Origin of the sequence: Candidatus Methylomirabilis sp. (genome assembly GCF_028716865.1) — a bacterium.
Lineage (GTDB): Bacteria > Methylomirabilota > Methylomirabilia > Methylomirabilales > Methylomirabilaceae > Methylomirabilis.
Genome location: NZ_JAQUOY010000005.1, coordinates 1 through 16,024 on the forward strand (window position 1 = coordinate 1; position 16,024 = coordinate 16,024).

Annotated in this window: 16 protein-coding genes; 5 read left to right on the forward strand and 11 right to left on the reverse strand. The window is 57.8% G+C overall.

Annotation, left to right across the window (positions count from 1 at the left end):
• From PHV01_RS03290 to tilS, 9 genes are all read right to left on the reverse strand, one after another.
• On the reverse strand, positions 1-1,250 hold a 1,250-nt coding region (locus PHV01_RS03290; RefSeq protein ID WP_337289723.1), incomplete at its 3' end, for an NAD(P)H-hydrate epimerase.
• A gap of 24 nt (positions 1,251-1,274) precedes the next feature.
• Positions 1,275-1,658 carry a holo-ACP synthase gene (gene acpS, locus PHV01_RS03295; RefSeq protein WP_337289724.1) on the reverse strand — a complete coding sequence of 128 codons (384 nt, stop codon included), beginning with the start codon at positions 1,656-1,658 and terminating at the stop codon, positions 1,275-1,277.
• The gene (locus PHV01_RS03300; protein WP_337289725.1) at positions 1,658-2,392 is read right to left on the reverse strand and encodes a pyridoxine 5'-phosphate synthase; all 735 of its coding nucleotides are present in this window, start codon (positions 2,390-2,392) and stop codon (positions 1,658-1,660) included. The genes acpS and PHV01_RS03300 overlap by 1 nt, the downstream gene beginning before the upstream one ends.
• A gap of 61 nt (positions 2,393-2,453) precedes the next feature.
• A complete protein-coding gene (glmM, locus tag PHV01_RS03305; protein WP_337289726.1) occupies positions 2,454-3,803 on the reverse strand; it encodes a phosphoglucosamine mutase in 1,350 nt (449 codons plus the stop codon).
• Positions 3,804-3,846: 43 nt separating this feature from the next.
• Positions 3,847-4,509: a CdaR family protein gene (locus PHV01_RS03310; RefSeq protein ID WP_337289727.1), complete on the reverse strand. Its 663-nt coding sequence runs from the start codon at positions 4,507-4,509 to the stop codon at positions 3,847-3,849.
• 129 nt (positions 4,510-4,638) lie between these two features.
• Complete coding sequence (gene cdaA, locus PHV01_RS03315; RefSeq protein WP_337289728.1) at positions 4,639-5,457, reverse strand: diadenylate cyclase CdaA; 819 nt, start codon at positions 5,455-5,457, stop codon at positions 4,639-4,641.
• 5 nt (positions 5,458-5,462) lie between these two features.
• A complete protein-coding gene (gene folP / locus PHV01_RS03320; RefSeq protein ID WP_337289729.1) occupies positions 5,463-6,242 on the reverse strand; it encodes a dihydropteroate synthase in 780 nt (259 codons plus the stop codon).
• Between the two features lie 220 nt (positions 6,243-6,462).
• Positions 6,463-8,274, reverse strand: a complete 1,812-nt coding sequence (gene ftsH, locus PHV01_RS03325) for an ATP-dependent zinc metalloprotease FtsH (protein ID WP_337289730.1) — start codon at positions 8,272-8,274, stop codon at positions 6,463-6,465.
• Positions 8,275-8,615: 341 nt separating this feature from the next.
• Positions 8,616-10,031, reverse strand: coding sequence for a tRNA lysidine(34) synthetase TilS (gene tilS / locus PHV01_RS03330; RefSeq protein ID WP_337289731.1), 1,416 nt, complete (start codon positions 10,029-10,031; stop codon positions 8,616-8,618).
• 1,058 nt (positions 10,032-11,089) lie between these two features.
• Here tilS and PHV01_RS03335 point away from each other — a divergent pair.
• Genes PHV01_RS03335 through PHV01_RS03350 form a run of 4 tightly spaced genes read left to right on the forward strand, consistent with a single transcriptional unit; the run spans position 11,090 to position 14,078 of the window.
• On the forward strand, positions 11,090-12,169 hold the full coding sequence (locus PHV01_RS03335) for a radical SAM protein (protein ID WP_337289732.1): 1,080 nt from the start codon (positions 11,090-11,092) through the stop codon (positions 12,167-12,169).
• A 14-nt stretch (positions 12,170-12,183) separates the two neighbouring features.
• A complete protein-coding gene (locus PHV01_RS03340; protein ID WP_337289733.1) occupies positions 12,184-12,471 on the forward strand; it encodes a hypothetical protein in 288 nt (95 codons plus the stop codon).
• The gene (locus tag PHV01_RS03345) at positions 12,468-13,508 is read left to right on the forward strand and encodes a radical SAM protein (protein WP_337289734.1); all 1,041 of its coding nucleotides are present in this window, start codon (positions 12,468-12,470) and stop codon (positions 13,506-13,508) included. Before PHV01_RS03340 ends, PHV01_RS03345 begins: the two co-directional genes overlap by 4 nt.
• A 21-nt stretch (positions 13,509-13,529) precedes the next feature.
• Positions 13,530-14,078: a nuclear transport factor 2 family protein gene (locus PHV01_RS03350; RefSeq protein WP_337289735.1), complete on the forward strand. Its 549-nt coding sequence runs from the start codon at positions 13,530-13,532 to the stop codon at positions 14,076-14,078.
• Positions 14,079-14,415: 337 nt separating this feature from the next.
• Here the strand turns inward: PHV01_RS03350 and PHV01_RS03355 are convergent, their stop codons facing one another.
• Both PHV01_RS03355 and PHV01_RS03360 read right to left on the reverse strand, forming a co-directional pair.
• Positions 14,416-14,826 (reverse strand): type II toxin-antitoxin system VapC family toxin, encoded by a 411-nt coding sequence (locus PHV01_RS03355; protein WP_337289736.1) that lies wholly within the window; start codon positions 14,824-14,826, stop codon positions 14,416-14,418.
• Positions 14,823-15,053 (reverse strand): AbrB/MazE/SpoVT family DNA-binding domain-containing protein, encoded by a 231-nt coding sequence (locus PHV01_RS03360; protein ID WP_337289737.1) that lies wholly within the window; start codon positions 15,051-15,053, stop codon positions 14,823-14,825. Before PHV01_RS03360 ends, PHV01_RS03355 begins: the two co-directional genes overlap by 4 nt.
• A gap of 140 nt (positions 15,054-15,193) precedes the next feature.
• On the opposite strand from PHV01_RS03360, the gene rnc reads away from it, so the two are divergent.
• Positions 15,194-15,922, forward strand: coding sequence for a ribonuclease III (gene rnc, locus PHV01_RS03365; protein WP_337289738.1), 729 nt, complete (start codon positions 15,194-15,196; stop codon positions 15,920-15,922).
• The last annotated feature ends 102 nt before the right edge of the window (positions 15,923-16,024 follow it).

Here is a 16,024-nt window from a genome sequence, read left to right on the forward strand (position 1 = left end):
GCGACCTTTTGCGCGATCGGAATCCGGTGCCGGACCACCTCATCCCGATCGATGCCGAGCAGACGGGCGAGTTCTCCAGGGTGGGGGGTGAGGATCGGCGGGAGTGGAACATCGCGCAGCATTTCCAGGTTCGGTCCAAGGGCATTGATTCCATCGGCATCCACAACGATCTGCGCCTTGGCGGTGTTCACGACTGCCCGGATCAGCTCGGCGGTCTCGGGATGCGTAGACAGGCCGGGACCGATCGCAATAACCCGTTTGCCCTGCATCAGATCCAGGACCCTCTCCAGGGCGGCGTGGGCAATCGTGCGCTCTCTGGTCTCAGGGAGCGGCTCGGTCATCACCTCTGTAAGCTTGGCCTCCATGGCGTCGTTCAGGCTCTCAGGCAACGCCAGCGTCACTAACCCTGCGCCGATTCGAAGCGCGGAAAGGGCGCACATCGCCGCTGCCCCGGTCTTACCCGGCGAGCCGGCCAGGACCAGGACGTGACCATACGTCCCTTTGTGGGCATTCGGGTCGCGTGGCGGGAGTACACTTGCCAGATCCTCAGCCTGCACGAGCGAGACATCGAGAAGCGGATCGGTGAGCAGTTGCCTTGGCAGGCCGATGTCTACCGTCACGACCCGACCGGCACAGGAGGCCGCCGGATAGAGGATCAGTGCCCGCTTCGGCAGACCGAAGGTGACAGTGAGGACCGCGTTGATGCTCGGTCCGGGGATGATCCCTTCATCACTGTTCAGGCCGGAGGGGATATCGAGGGCCACGATCGGCTTACCGGATCGGTTAAGCAGCTCGATAGCCTCGCCCAAGAGACCCTTGGCAGGCCCAGTCGTCCCAGTTCCCAGGATGGCGTCCACGACGACGTCTGCTCGTTCAATCGTCCCCTGAATGACCTCGATCTCCTGACTGATCGCCGCTTCATGGATCGGTACGCCTAATTTTCGAGTGATCTCGACATTCGTCCGCGCATCCCCCTTGATCTCCGCCTGCCGAGCCAGCAGAAACACCTCAACCGTGATCCCGCGGTTAAAGAGGTGACGCGCCACGACAAGGCCATCGCCGCCGTTGTTCCCCTTGCCACAGATCACGGCGACGCGGCTTCGCGTGAGATTCGGGAACGCGCGCTCCAGTTCCAGGACCGCCTGAAGTCCGGCGTTCTCCATCAGCAGCAGCGACGGGATGGCGTACTCCTCGGTCGCCCGTCGATCAAGCCGACGCATCTGGCTCGCCGTCACAACGCTCACGGCCATCGTCCCCTCCTCGTCGCGCACTCTCTATCTGTCGTCAGTAGCCACAACACAGGCCATCGCGTAGTCACCATCGTGCGTGAGACTCACCAGCATCTGCGTGATCCCAAGGCGGGCTGCGACCTCCCGGGCGCAGCCCGACAGGACCACGCTGGACGGCTCACGCCCGCCGCCCACGATCTGTACATCCTGCCACACCACCCCCTGCCCCCATCCGGTGCGAAGCGCCTTGAAGGCCGCCTCCTTTGCCGCAAAGCGGGCCGCGAGGTGTCGTCCGGGCGACCGGTGGCCTCTCAAGCGCGCCTGTTCCTCCGCTGTGAAGAGACGATCGAGCAGACGGGTGCCGTGACGCGCAACGGCACGTTCGAATCGTCCGATCTGCACGGCGTCGATGCCGATCCCGATCACCATCACCGTCCCCCCGCACCGTCCTTCTCCATCGCCGCAAGCATCTCGTGGATCGCTCGCTCCAGCCCCACAAGAACGGCCCTGGCGATGATACTGTGGCCAATACTCAACTCCTCCACCTCCGGGATCGCTGCTACCGGCCCGACATTGCGATAGTCCAGGCCGTGCCCGGCATTGATCCGAAGGCTCAACTCTCTTCCCACTGTCGCCGACTGAATGAGGCGAGTCAACTCAACCTGTTGCGCCTTGTAATCTCGCGCCTCCGCATACGATCCGGTGTGAAGCTCGACGAAGTCGGCGCCGGCGCGCGCAGCGGCCGATAACTGATCGCGTTCCGGGTCGATGAAGAGACTGACAACAATGCCGTCCTCTCGCAAGCGGCGCACACACCTCCCCACCTCATCGACGTGTCCGTGAACGTCCAGTCCTCCTTCAGTGGTAAGCTCCTCACGCCGCTCCGGAACGAGCGTCACCATCTCCGGTTTGAGCGCCAGCGCGATTCGGATCATCTCTTCTGTAGCGGCCATCTCCAGGTTCAGCTTCGTCTTGACCAATCGTCTAAGAAGTTCGACATCCCGATCCTGGATATGCCGGCGGTCTTCACGCAGGTGTACGGTAATCCCGGACGCACCGGCCAGCTCAACCAGCACGGCCGCCTGGACCGGGTCAGGTTCCTGCCCCCGTCTTGCCTGTCTAATCGTCGCGATATGATCGACGTTCACACATAACCCAACCATCACTCGCACCTCACAACCAGGGTATAGGGTCTAGGGTTTAGGGTAAGGGATAGAACCGGTTTTAACCAAGTTCTTTTTCGATCACCAGCGCAATCTCTCGAGCCAGTCGCTCAACTTTCGCCGGCTCCTCGCCTTCCACCATCACACGAGCCACCGGCTCCGTGCCGGATAAGCGAACCAGGACTCGTCCTCGACCTCCCATACCCGCCTCCGCCGCTTGAATCGCCTCCTGCACCCGTGGAAGCGCCTCGATGGCGGCTCTGCGCCTGACAGGCACGTTGATCAAGATCTGAGGGTACGAGGTCATGCATGCCTTGAGTTCCGAAAGCGGCTTCCCACACCTCTGTATGATGGCCAGCACCTGCAGGGCGGTCACGATCCCGTCTCCGGTGGTATGGTGTTCGAGGAAGATGATATGCCCGGACTGCTCGCCCCCCAGCATGTATCGCTTCGCCAGCATTTCCTCCAGGACGTACCGATCGCCCACCGCGGCGCGAACAACCTTGATCCCTGCCTCTTGCATCGCGACATCCAAGCCGATGTTGCTCATGACAGTCGCGACGATCGTATCTTCGCGCAGACGGCCTTCTCGCTTCAGGTCGAGGGCACAGAGCGCGAGGATGTGGTCGCCATCTACCACCTCACCCTGTTCGTCCACAAACAGGACTCGGTCCGCGTCCCCGTCATGGGCAAACCCGAGGTGCGCCTTGTGTTGCACTACCGCCTGCCGCAGTCCTTCCGGATACAACGCGCCGCATCCTTTATTGATGTTGGTCCCGTCAGGCTCGACGTTGAGCGACACCACCTCGGCACTCAACTCTCTGAGGACTGCGGGCGATACCTTGTAGGCCGCGCCGTTGGCACAATCAACCACTACCCGCATTCCTTTCAGCGTCATTCCCTTGGGAAGGCTGTTTTTCGCAAATTCGATATAGCGGCCGACGGCATCGCCCACCCGGTAAGCCTTGCCGATCTCACGGGGCGCCGCTCTGATTCCATCAATCTCTCCGTTGCCGATCAGCTCCTCGATCCGTTGCTCCATCGCATCCGGCAGCTTCAGGCCATCGTGAGAAAAGAACTTGATGCCGTTATCCTCGTACGGGTTATGGGAGGCCGAAATCGCCACTCCGGCATCGGCTCGGAGGCTTCGCGTCATAAAGGCAATCCCAGGCGTCGGGAGCGGGCCGACTAACAGCACGTCCACGCCCATCGAGGTGATTCCCGCTGTCAGCGCCGTCTCCAGCATATAGCCGGTCAGGCGTGTGTCCTTCCCGATGACGATCGCAGGCCGCTCGCTTGTCCCGCGTAGGAGATGAGCCGTTGCGCGCCCCACCTTGACCATGGTCTCCGGAGTCATCGGCTCCCTGTTGGCTACACCCCGAATCCCGTCGGTGCCGAATAGTTTTCGCACGATCACTCCTTTCTCCTCAATGCGCCTCGCCCTTGCGGTCACGCTACGAAGACGAGGGCCTGGGATTAGCCCTGATCTCAACTGAGACCTGGACGTGGACGGGCCCTTCCACTTTGACTAATTTCCCGAGAGGTTCAAGAGAGGTCAAGACACCAAAGTCATGAGATCGACCTTCAATACTGATAGTCGAGGTATAGACCTTCTCCAGACGATTCACTTCGCTCCTCGGTCCAACCAACCGAACATGATCAGGGTGCGCAGAGGCCCGCTTGAAATAATACCCTGAGGTCGGATTCCCTTCCACGCGGGCTGCGACCCGCACCGTACGCTCTGTCACTGATTCTACGACGAGGCGAACCCACCTCGGCGAGACCTGGACGACTTCCACTCCGCGAGGGACATCAACTTGGTCGGACTTCACAGCAATGAGGTTCTCCCCTTCTTTCAGGGTTGAGAGATCCAGATTCACGTCTATCTCGTTGGGTGACAGGCCCGAGATCAGACTTTTCGGACCACGCAACTGGACCGTGACGAAGTCTCCCGGAACATTGAGGAGGGCCGTATTTTTCGGAAGCCGTGCGAGCGTGAGCGGAGCATTCAACGTACGCTCATCCCTCTGCTCCCCTGCGACCACCATCCATAGGGCAACAGCGAGGCCCAAAGAGGAGAGCTTGAGACCGAGATTATCAAAGAGTCCTCTGGACATGATCCTCTTACAGCTTTCCGTCCATGCTTCGACCAGCTCAGCACGAACGGTAATTGTGAAATACGACGCCGGCCCTCAGATGCTGATCCCTCGAGCTAGACCAGACAGACCTGATAGACCAGGGGATGTCTAACCGCTGATCGCTGATGGTGCTGCCACTTCTCTCGGCTTAGCGCCGGAACCGCCCCCACGAGGCGGTCCCAAACGCTCCACGAGCAGGCGGCGCAGCATCTGAGCATCAAGACCCTTACTGATGGCCCCCGCCTGAACCAGAGACACGCTACCCATCTCCTCCGAAACGACGATGACGATGGCGTCGGTTTCCTCTGTCAGCCCGATGGCTGCGCGATGGCGCGTCCCGAGCCCCTCGCTGACGTCGCTGGTGAGTGTCAAAGGCAACAAGCAGGAGGCGGCAGCCAGACGCCCGCCCTGAATCACGACCGCCCCATCGTGGAGCGGCGAACCAGGACAAAAGATCGATTCCAATAACCGCCTCGACACCCGTGCGTCAAGAGGCGCACCGGAATCGACGTAGTCGGACAGCTTTGTCTCTCGCTCCAGGACAATAATCGCGCCGATCTTTTTCGCGGCCAATGAGGTTGCAGATCGAACGATCTCGTCAATCATGTACGCCTCTTCGCGCTTGGCAAAGGCGCGAAGCAGGCGGGAACGAAGGCCAACGGTGGCGAGGGCTCGACGGAGTTCCGGCTGAAAAAGGATGATGATTAGGAGAAACCAGACACCAAGCAGATTCTGCAGGACCCAGTTCACGGTCAGCAGACCGCCCTTGAGGGCGATTCGCGATGCGAGATAGACAAGTGCGAGACCCAGGATCATTTGCAGCGCCCGCGTCCCCTTGAACATCAGGAGAAGCTGGTAGGCCACGAATGCCACGATCAGCACGTCTACGGCGTCAACCCACGTGAATTGGGCCATTGTGGTCCACATGGCCGCTACGCCCTCCTGATCGCGTCCAACATCCTGACCAGATGCGCACAGGGCTGGACATCGTGAATCCGGACAAAGGACGCACCGTGCAACACCGCCGCCGCAACACAGGCCGCCGTGCCATGGTGGCGCTGCTCTACCGGCAACTTCAGCACCTCCCCGACAAGCGATTTGCGCGATGGACCAACCATAATCGGCTTCCCAAGGCAATCAAGCTCCGCGAGATGTTGGAGCAGGGCTAAATTGTCCTGCGACCGCTTCCCAAAACCCAGCCCGGGATCTACAACGATTGACTGCGGGTCAACGCCCATACGTTCGGCAAAGGCAACGCGATCGGCCAGGAAGGCCACGACCTCGCCAACAACATCGTTGTAGCGCGGTTCGATTTGCATATCCTGAGGGGTCCCCTTCATGTGCATAATAACAAGGCCGGCCCGCTTCTCAGCCACCACCGCCGCCAGACGCCCCTCTCCTCGAACGCCATAGACGTCGTTAATGATATCCGCCCCTTCCTCCAGGACGACCCTCGCCACCTCCGGTTTATAGGTGTCTACCGCCACAGGAATCGTAAGCTTGGGCCGCAGGTCGCGCAGAACCGGAAGGATTCGGCGAAGCTCCTCGTCCACAGACACAGGGACGGCGCCTGGACGGGTTGACTCAGCGCCCATCTCCAGGATATCGGCTCCCTCCTCCACCATCTGCATGGCCTGATCGGTAGCTGCCCCAGGATCCAGGAAGCGACCGCCATCAGAAAAAGAGTCCGGAGTAATGTTCAATACCCCCACTATCCAGGTCTTTTCCTGAACATCTAACAGATGGTCCCGACAGCGAAAGTGTAATTGAGTCATTGAGTCAACTTAGTCAGTTGGTCTATCTGGTCTGTTTGGTCTTGGGTCGAACCAAATGCCGACAAAGGGGGCAGATAAAAACGATGGGCGATGCTGCGGAACGAAGAGATCAAATGTCCTCGCCTACAGTCCCGGTCAAGGGGCAGAGGACTTCACCTTAGGCGGGTGCCGGGACCGTGGCAGCAGCCCCGTTCACGATGGCATCGATCTGAAGGCCGTCGAGCACCTCGGTTTCTAACAGGGCCTTTGCCAAGGCGTGCAGGACACCAATTCGCTCGATGATCAGCGCCTTGGACTTGTCGTAGTTCGTCATGACGATCTGTTTGACTTCTCGATCGATCTCCACCGCCGTCTGCTCGCTATAATCCTGATGCTGGGCGATCTCCCGACCCAAAAAGATCATCTCTTCGCGCTTGCCGAACGTGAGAGGGCCCAGCCTCTCGCTCATGCCCCATTCGCACACCATCTTCCTGGCCAGATCGGTGGCTCGTTCGATGTCGTTCCCTGCTCCGGTGGTCATCTGACCGAAGACCAACTCCTCCGCAACGCGTCCGCCCATCATGATGGCGATCTCGTTGAGGAGATACTCCTTCGCGTAGTTGTGCTTCTCGTCGATGGGTAACTGCTGGGTCATACCGAGCGCTCGGCCCCGCGGGATGATCGTCACTTTGTGAATCGGGTCGGTTCCGGGGAGGACCTTCGCCACCAGGGTGTGTCCGGCCTCATGATAGGCGGTCACCTTTCGCTCCTCCTCGCTGATGACGATGCTCCTCCGCTCGACGCCCATCATCACTTTGTCTTTGGCGTTCTCGAAGTCCGTCATGCCCACGGCTTTCTTATTTTGCCGGGCGCCCAACAGGGCTGCCTCATTCACGAGGTTGGCCAGGTCAGCCCCGGAAAAGCCGGGGGTCCCCCTAGCCAGAAGCGTGAGGTCAACGTCGGCGTCAAGAGGAATCTTTTTCGTGTGGACGCGCAGGATCCCCTCGCGCCCCCTGATGTCAGGTCTTGCCACTACGACCTGGCGATCAAACCGTCCGGGCCGAAGCAGCGCCGGATCCAGGACATCCGGGCGGTTGGTCGCGGCGACCAGGATCACCCCGTCGTTTGACTCGAAGCCATCCATCTCGACCAGGAGCTGATTCAAGGTCTGCTCCCGCTCGTCGTGACCGCCACCGAGACCCGCGCCCCTATGCCTGCCTACGGCGTCGATCTCATCCACGAAGATAATACAAGGGGCCTGCTTTTTGCCCTGTTCAAACAGATCCCGCACTCGCGAGGCGCCGACACCAACGAACATCTCCACAAAGTCCGAGCCGGAGATGCTGAAAAAGGGGGCATTGGCCTCACCGGCGATCGCCCGCGCGAGCAGCGTCTTACCCGTGCCAGGGGGACCCATAAGCAACACACCCTTGGGAATCCTCCCGCCGAGTTTCTGAAACCTCGGCGGGTCCTTCAGGAACTCAATAATCTCCCGAAGCTCCTCTTTTGCCTCATCCGCACCCGCGACATCGGCAAAAGTCACCTTGCTTTGCTTGTCAGATAGCAGGCGCGCTCGACTTTTCCCGAATGAGAGGGCCTTTACGCCACCGCCCTGCATCTGTCGCATGAAGAAAATCCATACCCCGATAAACAGCAGCATCGGAAGCCACGACAGCAGCATATTGACATACCAGGGATTCCCGTCAACCGGTTTTGCAATAATTCGAACCCCCTTCTGCCGCAGCTCTGAAATCATATCCTTATCATCAGGGGTATAGGTCCGAAAGACTTCGCCGCTGGTAAGCTTCCCCTTAATATCCGCCCCCTTCACGATGACCTCCGCAACCTCACCCTTCGTGACCTTGGCCATGAAGTCGCTGAAGATCAACTCCTTCTCCTGTGGCTGGTTCTGATTGAAAATGTTGAAGACCAGCACCATGATTAATCCGATAACAAGCCACAGGGCAAGATTCTTAAAAAACGGGTTCAACCTTTTCCCTCCTGTTACCAATCCCATTTCCTCACTCAGCAGGTTGATGCATAAGATTTTTTAGCACTATAATCATTTATATCAAAAAGCTTATGGGTTTTCAACGTAATATACCCGCAAACCGTCTTCCAACGTCTGGAAGGCCAAACCGGCCAAGCTAATGCAGTGTATCCGATGCTTCTTTACACATTCCGTTCGCCCTGAGCCTGTCGAAGGGTGAAGCTTGTTGCGGCGTTCCGTTCATGCTTCGACTGGCTCAGCACGAACGGTAATCGTGAGACATGACACTCGCGAGCGGTAATACGATTTCATCTCCCATCAATAAGAGCGCTATCGATGCGTTATCCCGTGTATCCGCCTGTATCGGCTGCACGCAGCCGGAGAATACGCCGCGTCGAATCGGTTACCTTAAACCGTTCGTCCACTCGAAAGCCAACGACCCATACGATCTGACCACCTGAAACTACCAACGGGATGTTCCCGCGTTGATTGCGCGGCACCTTTGCGTCTACGAAGAAGTCCTGGAGTTTTTTCCGGCCATCCATCCCGAGGGGAACGAACCGGTCACCCTCCTCCCACCCTCTGACGTGTAGCTCCTTTCCGGTACAATCAGCATCAAGGAGGGCGGTCCAGGTATCCGGCGGGGGTTCGCTCCGGGACCACTCCTCAAGGAGGTCGCTTCTCAAGATGAGCGGCGAGTCCGGAATGACCGTGAGACCTGGGACAGCAAGCGGGAAAGATGAAATGCGGCCCCTTACTTGACCCTCCCCCACCGAAAGAACAATGCCGGCGCCTGCCCTTCTTGCGCGCAACCCACCTGACGCCTGAATAGTGCCCTGCGCGCCCTCCGTCAGCAAGAGTCGATCGATGAGGAGTATCTGCTGAAAGGTCAGGCCTGCTCGGCTATCTCGCAGGTATTCGGCGGATCGCCGAATGATCCGCCATCTCAGAGCGGTGGGAAGAGTAGCCATGCGGGGAATAGACAGTACCAACTCCTCACGCGATCGCGAGAGCAGGACAGTCCCCAGCTCTTGCTCGACTATCGCGTTCAGTAGTGTGTCCTCAGCCTCAAGGATTCTGGCTGTATTCGCCAGAGCATGGACGATGCGGGGGTTATACCGCTTCGCCAGTCTCGGTAGGAGTTCCAGGCGAATCCGGTTCCGGCCGTACGAGAGGCTCCGGTTCGAGGAGTCCTCGACGTACGGGATCCTCTCCTTTCGCGCGTACCGTTCGATCTCCTCCCGTGAGCAGTCGATCAACGGGCGAATGATCCGGCCTCTCACGGGCGGGATCCCTCCAAGCCCCCTGACCCCTGATCCCCGGAGCAGATTCATCAAGACAGTCTCCGCCTGGTCGTCACGGTGATGGCCTACGGCGATGCTGTCGGCGCCTCGCTCGTTCGCCACCTGTTCCAGGAATCGGTAGCGGAGATCACGGGCGGCGGCCTGAAGCGAGCCCACCCCCCGTTCCCGCAACGCCCTCCCGTCGGCCGTCGTAATGGTCACAGGAATCTGATAGGCCTCGCATTGGCGACGCACAAAGTCGGCCGCCTCAGCCGACTCCGCCCCTCGGAGATCGTGGTTCAGATGGGCGACATGGAGAGAGATGTGATAGCGGATTCGGAGACGCAGCAGAAGGTTAAGCATCACCATCGAATCAACACCGCCCGATACGGCGAGAACAACCATCTCTCCCGCTACCAGCATCCGATGCCGATCGATTGTCTCTTGAGCCCTATGAAGCAGCGCGTCCCTCATCGAGTGGAAACTGCAAAGCAGCCTCTAGCGGCCATCTCCCGCTGATCGTCTGTACGTCTACTCTAATGAGCCTCCTACCTGCTGTCAATACAAATTGCGCGCACAACAACGGGCTTACGTCATTGATTCGATCATCCATAAGAGAAGGTAGCGAAAGGCCTTGAAGAAGACGCCTATCCATACTGGATGCCCGTTATCCTCATCGGCACTGACTACCGAAGAGCGAAAAGTCTTGGAACGCAGGCTGGGTGTGAAATTGTGACCTCATTTTCTTCTTGACAGCCAGGAAAGTAACTGCTAAACAAAGATTGCTCAGTATGATCTGTTTATGCTTAATACCTATGAAGAAGATGTAAAAATGGCGATAAGTGGGAAAATGCAACCGCGCCAGATCAGTAGTAAGTTAAAGGAGAAGATCTATATGGCCCTTTGGGGTACGGGAGCCCCAAAGGGCCATTCTGTTTTTAGGAGAGCTCTGCCTTGCCACTAGAAGGGGCCGGTGGGACGACCAATTGGGTCAATGATGCTGTACATGCATGGTCTCAATCGAGGCGGATCCGGGGTCTATACCCATGCGGATCGGTTGTGACCGCGGAGACCGATCCATATAGGTAGCTGGATGACAGCGGACCGGTAGCGGGACAGGGGCTGATATCTCCAGCGTTTGTGAGGTAAATAGTCTTTCCTGCTGAGGCTAATATCACCACAATGAAAAAAACAGGGGAACAGATGAGTTACCCGGTAGTTCTTCACTTGGCGATCCGGACTCCTGCGGAGGGACGCCAGAAATTGCTAGATTTCCTACGGGAGGTCGTTCCCTTTTATGAACAACCCGGTGGAATCCGGATCCGCTTGTTCCAGTCCCTAGATGATCCTAATAGTTTCACTGAAGTCGTCGAGTATGTAGACCGTGCTACTTACGATCGTGACAACATTCGTGTTCGATCCGACCGAGAAATGAAGAGCTCCCTTGATCGTTGGAGATCTCTGCTAGAGGGTTCGGTTGAGACGGCAGTTTATCAGGACTTGAGTAGCGAAATCCACGGAGGGCCAAAGTGATGATAGAGGAGTTTGCGCCGGTAACTGCCTTCAAGGCACCACTCTATGTTGCCTGGGAAATCACCCATCTATGCAATGCCAAATGCCTGCATTGCTATTCCAATTCAGGACCGGAAGCTGACTGCGCACAGGAACTCTCGACGAGCGAGGCACTTTCGGTCATCGACCAACTTGCGGACGCAGGGCTGCTAGTACTGGCGTTTTCCGGCGGGGAGCCGATGCTGCGGAAGGACTGGAAGGTACTGGTCGGACATGCCGTAGCTCGGGGGCTCAACGTCACTATGGGTACAAACGGCTCTGTCATCAACGACCTCACCGCTTCTGAGTTGCAGCAACTCGGCGTGCGGAGCGTCACCATCAGCTTGGATAGTCACAAGTCCGAGACTCACGACTATTTCCGCCAATGTCCAGGATTGTATAAGCGGGCGGTCAACGCGGTTCGCTCCCTGGTGAAGCGGCACATGCGGGTAGTGGTCGGCTTCACACCCACCCGAATCAACTGGTTGGACGGCCCAGAGCTGGTGAAGCTCGCCGAGGAATTGGGCGCCCACGCGGTCAACTTGTCGGAATACGTTCCCGCTGGGCGTGGCGCGCTCAACCTAGCCCTTCCGCCCGAAGACTTAAGAAAGACACTCCTGGAATGGATCGAGATGCGCGAGCGCTTTCGCGGCCGGATCGATATCATCTGGCACGATTGTCGCGTCGGCATGCTGGTACCCGACAACGAAAAGAGACATTACGTTGGCTGTGGCGCCGGCCGGCTCGTAGGTCGGATCTGCCCGGATGGTACGATGACGCCTTGCGTTTTCCTTCCGACACCTATCGGCTCATTTCGCCAGAGTACCTTCAGAGAGATGTGGAATCGCTCCGATCTCCTCTTTCGGTTCCGCAAACGACTGGGGCAATTTACGGGAAATTGCGGAACCTGCGAGTATCTCTCCACTTGCGGAGGATGTCGGGCTGTGGCGTATGCATACAGTAGCGGAAATCCACTCGCTGGAGATCCGCACTGCTGGGTGAAGCTCCAGCCCGATCCGAGGTTGGAATTGCTCCCCTGCGGCGAGGCTCTTCCCGTCTAAACTCGGAACGATCAGTGGCCACTGCGTTAACGACTGAGACCGTCCTCAAACTGACATCTTGGTGCGTCATTCGCGAGCAGGAGGAGCAGTACCTGATTTACAATTCTCAGACCGATGAATTGCACCTCCTGCCTCTAACCGGATTCTACGCGTACCAGCTCTGCAATGGCTGGAGCACAGTGGGTGAGATCGAGCAATCTCTGTCCATGGCAATGCAGGTGGACAGCAGGATTTTGCGACCCCAGCTTCAGAAATTTTTCAGCAATCTGGTGGCCAGAGGCATTCTAGAAGTCGAGTGGTGATTCAAGTGTTGCAGGCTGGCAGCTTTCGTCCTCGAACTCCCTTCCACATGGTGTGGCTGGCAACCACCGCGTGCAACGCGCGCTGCCTGCACTGCTCTTCGAATGCGAGCGTTCGATCGCCTGATGAATTGCGGACGAATGAGGCTATTGACCTTCTGAGTCAGCTTGCCGAAGCGGGGGTTGTCGATCTGGCCATATCTGGTGGCGAGCCTCTGCTGCGCCCCGATCTTCTGGAGATCATCGCGGAAGCGAGACGCCTTGGGTTGGCTGTGGGAGTGGGCTCGAACGGCGCCGTACTGAGCGAGCGCAAGGCGGCGCTTTTGGCAGCATCAGGCATCAATCGTTTTCAGGTCAGCCTGGATGGATTTCACACCGCTCACGACACCATTCGACGTTGGCCCGGCTTGTTTGATCGCGCGCTTCGAACCATCGAGGTGGCGGCCTGCGCTGGCCTGCGGGTCACCGTTTGTTGCACCATCAACCGCCTCAACGCGGCTGAACTGGAACCCTTCACGGAATTTATTTCTAGCACTAAGATCATCCGGCTGAACTTCTCACGCTACGTACCGACCGGCCGTGGGACCGACGAATTGGACCTCACGGACGAGGAGTGGCGCTTGGTGATCACCTTATCGGCGGAACTCCGAATCCGCTACCGGGGCAAAGTCGACATCGTCAATCACCTGGCGCAACAGATTTTCGTCGATCATGAACTTGAGGGAATGCCGGGCTTCATAGGCTGCCAGGCAGGTATAGGCCAGGGATGCGTGACCGCCAACGGCACCGTGTTGCCTTGCGTGCTGTTGCCGATCCCGCTCGGCAACATCCGTGAAGGAACCTTCCGTCAGATCTGGCTTAACTCTCCCGTCATTCGAGTCCTGCAATCTAGAGAGTATCTAAAGGGTGAGTGCGCCGCTTGCCAGGTCAGAAACCGGTGTGGGGGCTGTCGTGCTGTGGCTTATGCAAAAACCGGGGATTATCTCGCCACTGATCCACGTTGCTGGTTGGTGAACCACTGTCAGGCCCAAGTCGCCTAAATACTTCAAGGAGGATAAGAAATGGCAAACGAACGCGTCGAAAAACAACATGAACAAATCGTGGAGGCCTACTTCCGACACATTCGGGACCTGCGTACCGGAAAGACCGGTTCGGTGGAAGCGTTGCTGAATCTCTGGGATGCAGACGGCACCTTTGAGTTTGCCGGTTCTCCTCCAGTCACCGGAACCTTTCAAGGCCGCAATGCAATTCATACGCTCTACAAGAACCGGTTTCACTCCAACCGCATGCCCTTGAAACTGGAGGGTACGGGGAAGAAGCCGGCGCCTATGCAGGAGACTGCCCTCGGCGTGGTGGATACCGAGGTCCATCGGATCAAAGTGATGGACGAGAAAATCGTGGCCGGTTGGATCACTAAGATCGGCACCCAGGACGAGCGTGGCTTCCAAGTCGCTGGAAGCCATACTTTCACCTTCAAGAATGGAAAAATTAGCAGCCTCAAGGTGGTTGTCTCACCCCGGCCGGAGGCAGCACCACACCTCAATCTTGAGGGCCTGACGGTAGATGACATCGGAAGGCTCTCTCTGGCTGCGTGGCCGGTTGTTGTTTGAGTGTGGCGGGCGTCTCTGCCTGACAGACAAGATTACTACTGGTTTGGAGGAATGAGCTCGAAATCCATTAGGACAAAAAAGGTCAAGTCTACCCTTGACTCAGGTGAGTAAGGCAGAGCTAGGGTGAAAAAGCGCCGAGAGTCTTTTAACGATCGGGGTCAAGGCTTGAAGTGTGAATCCTGCCAGTCGTCGCTTTCTGAACGTGATCTACCCTTGGGCGAACGTGTATGACATGGATGCGGTCGATACAGATATGATTTAAGACTCGACCCCAGCCAGGTACAGGTAGGGTGTCACGTCTAGTCGTTACCGCGACTTCACCCGTGATCATTCCTGGCTATCCCTTCGACGGGTCGAGAACCCGAAGGCGGGAAAAGTAGGTCCGGTAGAATCCACGATCTCTAGTCAGCAGCCGATCGGCTTGGGAAAGGGCATGGGCACCGATCAAGAAATCCGCCACCATGCGTTCTCGCTGGCCTCCTCTGCTGCGATAGGTCTTCCAAACCCGACTGGCCAGAAGCGCCGTTTTCAGTTCTATGGGGTTGAATTCTACCTCGAGGCGGCTCAGAACGTCTTGCGCGACATTGGTGGACGGAAAGAAGCTCGCTATCTCTGCCCATACCACCTCACAAGCGACAAGGCTACCTTCGGCCAGACAGACACGAATAGCCTTCCCTGACCGGAGTCCGAAAATCGGGTCTGGCCCGAACACATCCAACAAGACGCTGGTATCGACCGCTGTGATCACACCGCGTCCGCTTTGCCTCGTAGAGAAGTGATCAGATCGTCCGTTGGATGCTTCAACCCGAGGATCCCGTACACGCTCTCTACGGCATCTTGCGCAGTCGCCTTGGTGGCCACCAGACGGCCCTTCTCTTCACTGAAGTCCAGGGCGTTTCCAGGGCGAATTCCCAGGCGTTTCCGGAGAGGCTTTGGGATCGTGACCTGGCCCTTTTCCGACACAATGGTTTTCATACTAAAAATGTATGAATTCTTACCATAAATGTCAAGTGAGAAATCACGGATGGACAGGCCCCTCTAGTCAGTCAAGAGGGATCAAGCACTGGACGTGAAGCTGTGTTGACGGGACGCTACAAGTATGTTATCCGTAACGCATGACGACATCTTTACAGGCGGCCACACCATCCCCTCCTCTCTCCTTCTGCGGCTATCAATTCCAAAATATCGAGCTTCTTGAAGCAGCCTTGACTCACCCCTCTTCGACCGACACGGCGCAGGCAGATGTGCGTCTTCGCTACCAACGGCTCGAATTTCTGGGAGATGCGGTCTGGAGCCTCTATGTAAGCGACGCACTCGTCTCCCTGCTTCCGACAGCCTCGGAGGGCGAACTCACCCTGCGTCGCGCGAGCCTCGTGAGTGCTGCCGCGCTGGCCGAAATGGCGAAAATCCACGGCCTTGCGCCGTTGCTCTTACTGAGCAAGGGAGAAGAATCAACGGGGGGTAGAGATAAGGCCAAGGTTCTCTCAAGTGCCTTCGAAGCGGTAATAGCGGCGATCTACCTGGACGGTGGCGTCGCGAAGATCCGCGAGCTGGCGCGTGAGGCGTGTGTCAACGCCCTCAGCGGAGAAGGACTGACCCACGATCCGAAAACCGCCTTACAACAGCTCGCTCAATTGCACCTTCGCTCGACCCCCCGTTATCGTCTTGTCCGCCGATCCGGACCTCCTCACGCTCCGACGTTCGAGGTCGAGGTGGTAGTCGGACGGTCACCGATGGCAAAGGGAAAGGGGCGAAATAGGCAGGAGGCCGAACGGGAGGCTGCTCGAGCCGCACTCAGATCACTGCCAGACCTCATATCTACAACATCTAGTAGCCAAGTATAAGTTGACCACTGAAAGTTGTATTTATTCTTGACAAAAGGGGAACGGGGTTGGTAATGTGTGCCAACATAGGGTCATTTCTACAATCAGTTCTTGGAGGTCTCA

Bases quoted from the DNA above. Each gene is read 5' to 3' on its own strand.
- tilS (WP_337289731.1), bottom strand. From the start codon at position 10,031: ATGAGGGACGCGCTGCTTCATAGGGCTCAAGAGACAATCGATCGGCAT.
- PHV01_RS03300 (WP_337289725.1), bottom strand. From the start codon at position 2,392: ATGGTTGGGTTATGTGTGAACGTCGATCATATCGCGACGATTAGACAG.
- PHV01_RS03350 (WP_337289735.1), top strand. From the start codon at position 13,530: ATGGCAAACGAACGCGTCGAAAAACAACATGAACAAATCGTGGAGGCC.
- cdaA (WP_337289728.1), bottom strand. From the start codon at position 5,457: ATGTGGACCACAATGGCCCAATTCACGTGGGTTGACGCCGTAGACGTG.
- acpS (WP_337289724.1), bottom strand. From the start codon at position 1,658: ATGGTGATCGGGATCGGCATCGACGCCGTGCAGATCGGACGATTCGAA.
- PHV01_RS03360 (WP_337289737.1), bottom strand. From the start codon at position 15,053: ATGAAAACCATTGTGTCGGAAAAGGGCCAGGTCACGATCCCAAAGCCT.
- PHV01_RS03335 (WP_337289732.1), top strand. From the start codon at position 11,090: ATGATAGAGGAGTTTGCGCCGGTAACTGCCTTCAAGGCACCACTCTAT.
- rnc (WP_337289738.1), top strand. From the start codon at position 15,194: ATGACGACATCTTTACAGGCGGCCACACCATCCCCTCCTCTCTCCTTC.
- PHV01_RS03310 (WP_337289727.1), bottom strand. From the start codon at position 4,509: ATGTCCAGAGGACTCTTTGATAATCTCGGTCTCAAGCTCTCCTCTTTG.